7 protein-coding genes are annotated in these 4,569 nt (G+C 51.8%); 2 read left to right on the top strand and 5 right to left on the bottom strand.

Annotated features, from left to right (window positions below; all coding sequences use genetic code 11):
* The coding region (locus DFK10_RS16095; RefSeq protein WP_217810197.1) for a hypothetical protein at positions 1-282 on the top strand (282 nt) is incomplete at its 5' end.
* A gap of 785 nt (positions 283-1,067) precedes the next feature.
* Here DFK10_RS16095 and DFK10_RS16090 read toward each other — a convergent pair.
* The 5 genes from DFK10_RS16090 to DFK10_RS16070 form a co-directional block, all read right to left on the bottom strand.
* Positions 1,068-1,394 carry a DUF3768 domain-containing protein gene (locus DFK10_RS16090; RefSeq protein ID WP_109390051.1) on the bottom strand — a complete coding sequence of 109 codons (327 nt, stop codon included), beginning with the start codon at positions 1,392-1,394 and terminating at the stop codon, positions 1,068-1,070.
* Entirely contained in the window at positions 1,391-1,822 is a 432-nt protein-coding gene (locus DFK10_RS16570; protein WP_217810196.1) for a hypothetical protein, read from the bottom strand. Before DFK10_RS16570 ends, DFK10_RS16090 begins: the two co-directional genes overlap by 4 nt.
* Positions 1,823-1,889: 67 nt before the next feature.
* Positions 1,890-2,219 carry a hypothetical protein gene (locus tag DFK10_RS16080; protein WP_109390050.1) on the bottom strand — a complete coding sequence of 110 codons (330 nt, stop codon included), beginning with the start codon at positions 2,217-2,219 and terminating at the stop codon, positions 1,890-1,892.
* Positions 2,220-2,278: 59 nt separating this feature from the next.
* Positions 2,279-2,908: an ATP-binding protein gene (locus DFK10_RS16075; RefSeq protein ID WP_217810195.1), complete on the bottom strand. Its 630-nt coding sequence runs from the start codon at positions 2,906-2,908 to the stop codon at positions 2,279-2,281.
* Positions 2,909-2,979: 71 nt separating this feature from the next.
* Positions 2,980-3,780, bottom strand: a complete 801-nt coding sequence (locus DFK10_RS16070) for a hypothetical protein (RefSeq protein ID WP_109390048.1) — start codon at positions 3,778-3,780, stop codon at positions 2,980-2,982.
* A 107-nt stretch (positions 3,781-3,887) separates the two neighbouring features.
* Here DFK10_RS16070 and DFK10_RS16380 point away from each other — a divergent pair, with 107 nt between their 5' ends.
* A complete protein-coding gene (locus tag DFK10_RS16380; protein WP_146193298.1) occupies positions 3,888-4,490 on the top strand; it encodes a hypothetical protein in 603 nt (200 codons plus the stop codon).
* Positions 4,491-4,569 lie beyond the last annotated feature (79 nt).

The raw sequence follows: 4,569 nt of genomic DNA, 5'->3' as shown, positions 1-4,569 counted from the left end.
CCGTTGTTGCAAGACGTGGAGGGCAAAATGACTGCGAGACACGACCTACAGGAAGTGATCGAGTTGCTACAGGCCAGCGACAATCCCGTTGCACAAATGCGCGATTGGATTTCGGACAGTGGCGGTGATTGGTGCGACGATAGCCATGCAGGCCTGTTTGAGGTGCAATACCTTGGTATTGCAGGCATTGGCGTTGGACCTGTTGCTGCTGTTCGTGCTTGGATCAAGAATGCGACAGCAACCATTCAGTCGGATGTTGCCGCGTATTCTCTCGCTTCTTGATCCGTCAGCACCTGTTTTTGAGGCGGTTTTTCTGCGTCAGTGATAAATAAACGAGTAAGGCAAGACACGACGAGGCATTTGAACAGGCTACAAACGAGATCAAGGTTAGCACGCCGACGATAATTGTGCTGCAAATCCGTCCTGATGTGAGGGGGTAAGCAAATCCGAACTGCTCGTTGTTCGTCTTCTTCGCACTACCCTGTGCTTTGCGCAGGATGCCTGAAACGCAATCCCACTGGAGAGACATCCTTTTATCCTGAAAAAACGGAAGTGATATGACGTTTGCGAAGTCGTAATGGTTGGCCGGGAACGCTCGGCAAAAGTGACACGGATGACAACCTCATAAGAGAACCGTGATGACATAGGGTCGCCTTGCTGTGTGGGTCCTATGTTTGCGTGGTAGCCTGTAATAGAGATGATCGCAAAACCCGCTCTTCCCAATTTGGGTTTGGTTACACAGCCTGGTGCGCGACTGCAGATTGCAGCGATGCGCTTTTAGACCGACGCCTCAATAGGCGTTGGTCTGATGGCTCATTGCAGATGCCAAAAGAAAATATCCCTTCACAAAACATCACTTAAATCAGCACTGCAGTTTGAGCGATTTCGAGTTGAAACAAAACGCGGTGACGATCGGTGAGGCGAGGCGATAGCGAGCGCGAACAGATCGAACAGCACACAGATGCGACGCAGATGTGTTATCTTGCTGAAACAGCGTGACCATTTAGGCCAGCCAAATGGCTTGAACGAGCAGATGGAAACGAATGACCTGCTCGAATACGGTCGTTTCAGTATTCGTCGGCCAGCATCACTGTCAGCACCCGAGCCGTGACAGCTGGATCACTTGCGTCAGGTGAGTGCATCTGCAAGTCCAGATCGAAATAATCCCATTTCCAGAACACAGTGTCGCCGTTGTGGCGGAACGACCCAAAGTCGTGCTCGCCATAGGGGTCATTGTCGGGGGTGAATTCATCGAACTGCTGCACCTTGCACATGACCGCGTCTATATCGTCCAGCGCTTGAATGCCCGGTGTGATGAAGACCCGGCAACCCGTAAAAGACTGCCGCGCCTGATCATTCAATTTGCGAATGCGGTCTGTGTGGTCCTCTGTCATTTGGCCGTCCGTTTGCGCTCTGCTGCACGAGCAATGGCCGTGTCAAGTTCACCTGCTTGGGCGGCTGCGCGGAAAGCATCCAGAACTGAACCGACCTGTTCAAGCTTGCTGACAAAGGCGGCGTTGTTTTTGCCGTCAACCAACAACACGCGAGCGCCATAGCGGCATTGCACATACCAGCCGCCATCTTGTTCAAAAAACCAAGGTTTGACTGGCCGCTGTGTTTTCGCCTGTAAACGCTCGCCTTGTTCGTTGGTAATCCATTTGGCGTGTTGTTTGGTGTGGGTTTCGCCTTTCAATGTGGCAGCGAGCGCCAGTTTCTGTTCGTCCAGTGCCGCCACCAGCTTGTTGCGTCGCTCCAGCACCGGGTCTTTTGCTGGGCTCGCACGTTCGACAGTTTTGAATGAAAGCTTGCTCAGTTGGGTCATACGCTTGCTCCTGTAAGTGCGTTACAGTGCAAGCGTATGATCAGAACAAACGCAGAACGACCGAAATCTACTCGCTTCCTCCGAAAACACGCCTGATGACAGGGTCGTATGCATCCGGACGGATTTGGCTGATAAGCTCAAATGCAAGATCAGCGGTGTTCGTGTTGTTAAGATAGCCCCGCATTAGAGTAGCCTCCAAATAGCTTTTCTCTTGTGTAACGAGTTCCAGCAGTTCGACAGCAATCTTGCACACAAAGTCATTTAGAAGACCATGATCCCAGACCAAGTCAGACTGTCGCTTGGCGGCTGCCTCTACGACATTGCTAAGTTCGATAATACTGCGGCGAAGCGGGTGCGTCAGGTCCACGGTGATATTATTCAGTGTGACTTTAGACATAGGATTTCCTTTCCATTTGGAGAACATGCAGCGCTGTCGGGATCAGCGCTGCAACTGGTTCAGATGCTCAGTTCGATTTTCAGGATAATGTCGCGTGCGCTGCTATCGCTGCCTTGCAGAAGCGTCGCTACTTGTTGCGGCGTCCAGTTGTATCCTTCAGCTTGAAGGATTGCTTGCGCACGAGATATCCACGCATTGAGAGGCGGCACTTTCAATGGCAGCTCAAGAAAACGGTTATAAAAAGCTTTCTTGAGCATATTGTGCTGCTTGGTTGCGACGGTTGTTTCATTTGTTGTCGCTATGATGCTCAAATCTTGGTTGCTGTCTAAAATGGCACGGAGTTCTGACATTTGTGTCGGATCAAGAAGATTGATTTCGTTGATGATTACCGTGACGGGTCCGTCGCTGAGGCGGGTGAAGTTTTGGAAACCTCCAATTTTCGCGAGCGTTTCAGACGTGAACTGACCACCATTCACTTCAAGATAGTCTTGAGCTTGGTGAAATTGACGCGATCGTTCTTTCGCAATGACGCGAGCGGTGACAGTCTTTCCTGCTCCAGGCTCACCAAACAAAACCAGGTGTTTGCTGGGGTAGCTGTTTGCATATTTCGTCACGATCTGTTGTGCGGCAGCATCTGCAAACACAAGGTCACGGATTGTCTGCGGTTCGTATTTTTTCTCAAAGTTCATGTCTTTTCCTTTTCTGCTTGATGTGCATCGAGGGAATGCAGCGCGAATAATCGCGCTGCATTCGGCTTTGGTTACGATTCTTCAAGGGTGACGTTTGCAGCTGCTTCGTCTGTCGACGCGGGCGCTTCGCTTTGCGCGGGGTCAAAGGTCAAGCTCGCGTGAAACTTGGTGAGCACAGATGTGAGCGTGTTGATGTACTCGTCGTGTTCTGCAGTTGTGTCAGCGCTCTCTTGCAGGTCGTGGATTTCTTTTCCAGCGACAGACAGAGCGGTGTTGACAAGCTTCTCGTGCGTCGTGCTGTGTAGAACGTGCGCTTGAGCATTTTCATCAATACGCAAGACAGCGACTGCGAACTGTTTATCAGCATCGGTAAACTTGACAGTTTCAGGAAGCTGATAAGCGCTGACAGTGTTCGGTGTCTCGGCGAAAACGCTCTTTGCAATCGTCTTATAGTCTTCGCTCGAAAGATTTTTCTTTGACGCAGACGGAGTGCGACGGATTTCTTCGATACCACCACGCTCTTGAATGAAGCTCGCAAGCGACTGATCTTCAGCAATTTCCAGCGCAGCGACCTTGAGAACACGAGCGTAAGCGTGTTCGCGCTTTCCTTCCTTTCCAAAAACAGCGCGAATAACACGCAAGGCAATGCTCGTGTTGTTCTTGGGTTTCATTCCAAGATCAGTCAGCAAGCTGTTGAGCGCTTTCGCGTTGCTGTCTTTGCGCATCACGTCATTCATGAGCGTGAAGCAGTCAGCGAGGATCTCGTACAGCTTTTCGTTTGCTGCTTTAAGCTGATCGTTCTCCCACTGCTCGCGACGGCTGCTGAGCGCTTCGATCTCCGTAGCAAGTTTCTGTTTGTATGTATTCGCCATCTTGGGTCCTCCTTATGTTAATGGCCCGACGCGGGGCTGCGCCGGTGAAAGGAAGGTCGCTGAAATGGCCGCTTGACACTCTATCCAGTAACCATCTTGGATGAGTGATGTTGGAATTGGCGGTCTGGGGGTGCGATTGCACCCTTGGGTTGTGCTTTGTGGAGGCGCGGATGTACGAAGACTTTTTCAGACGGCGTGGCGGAGATGTGCTGTTCTTCCGCTATGCGCCGCCGAAGCCTGACCGACTGCTGTCAAACGATGTTTCTTCAGCGAAGCAGCCCAATCCGCCGTACCCAGATGCGCCCGGCTGGCATTGCAGCGTCTACTATTACTGGTGGCGCTTCATTCGCTTGAACGAAGACTTTCGCAACGCGGTTAAAACCGGTGCGCTTCCTGAAGGTACTGTGGTGCACGATTTTCGCCGTGCCTTCGATTACAAGTTTAGAGACTGGTGGCCGCGTTTTGGCCGTTATCTGTTTTGCGAGCCGCCGGGGCTGAGCCTACGCCTTGAAAACCCGCCAATCGGTGCGTCCAGTGTAGAAGATCGCTTTGTGGTTTCTGTGCCTGCTCACGCTGATCTTGAGCGGGTTTTGGCGGACATGCGGTCGCTGTTGCAGCCCATGATGGCCAACAAGAAAGCAGAAACAGGTGGTAGCCGCGCTGAGATATGCCCAAAAGTTGGTGACGGCCGTCATCAGGCGGCGGCTTGAAGTTGCTTGATCCCGTCTTTGAATTCAATCCCCTGAATAACCTCGGGCAGACGGCTTGGCCCGTTGATCTTCCGCCACT

Source organism: Salibaculum griseiflavum (assembly GCF_003129565.1).
Lineage (GTDB): Bacteria > Pseudomonadota > Alphaproteobacteria > Rhodobacterales > Rhodobacteraceae > Salibaculum > Salibaculum griseiflavum.
Note: the sequence above shows the minus strand (reverse complement) of the source record. Positions and strands in the feature narration are given on the sequence as shown.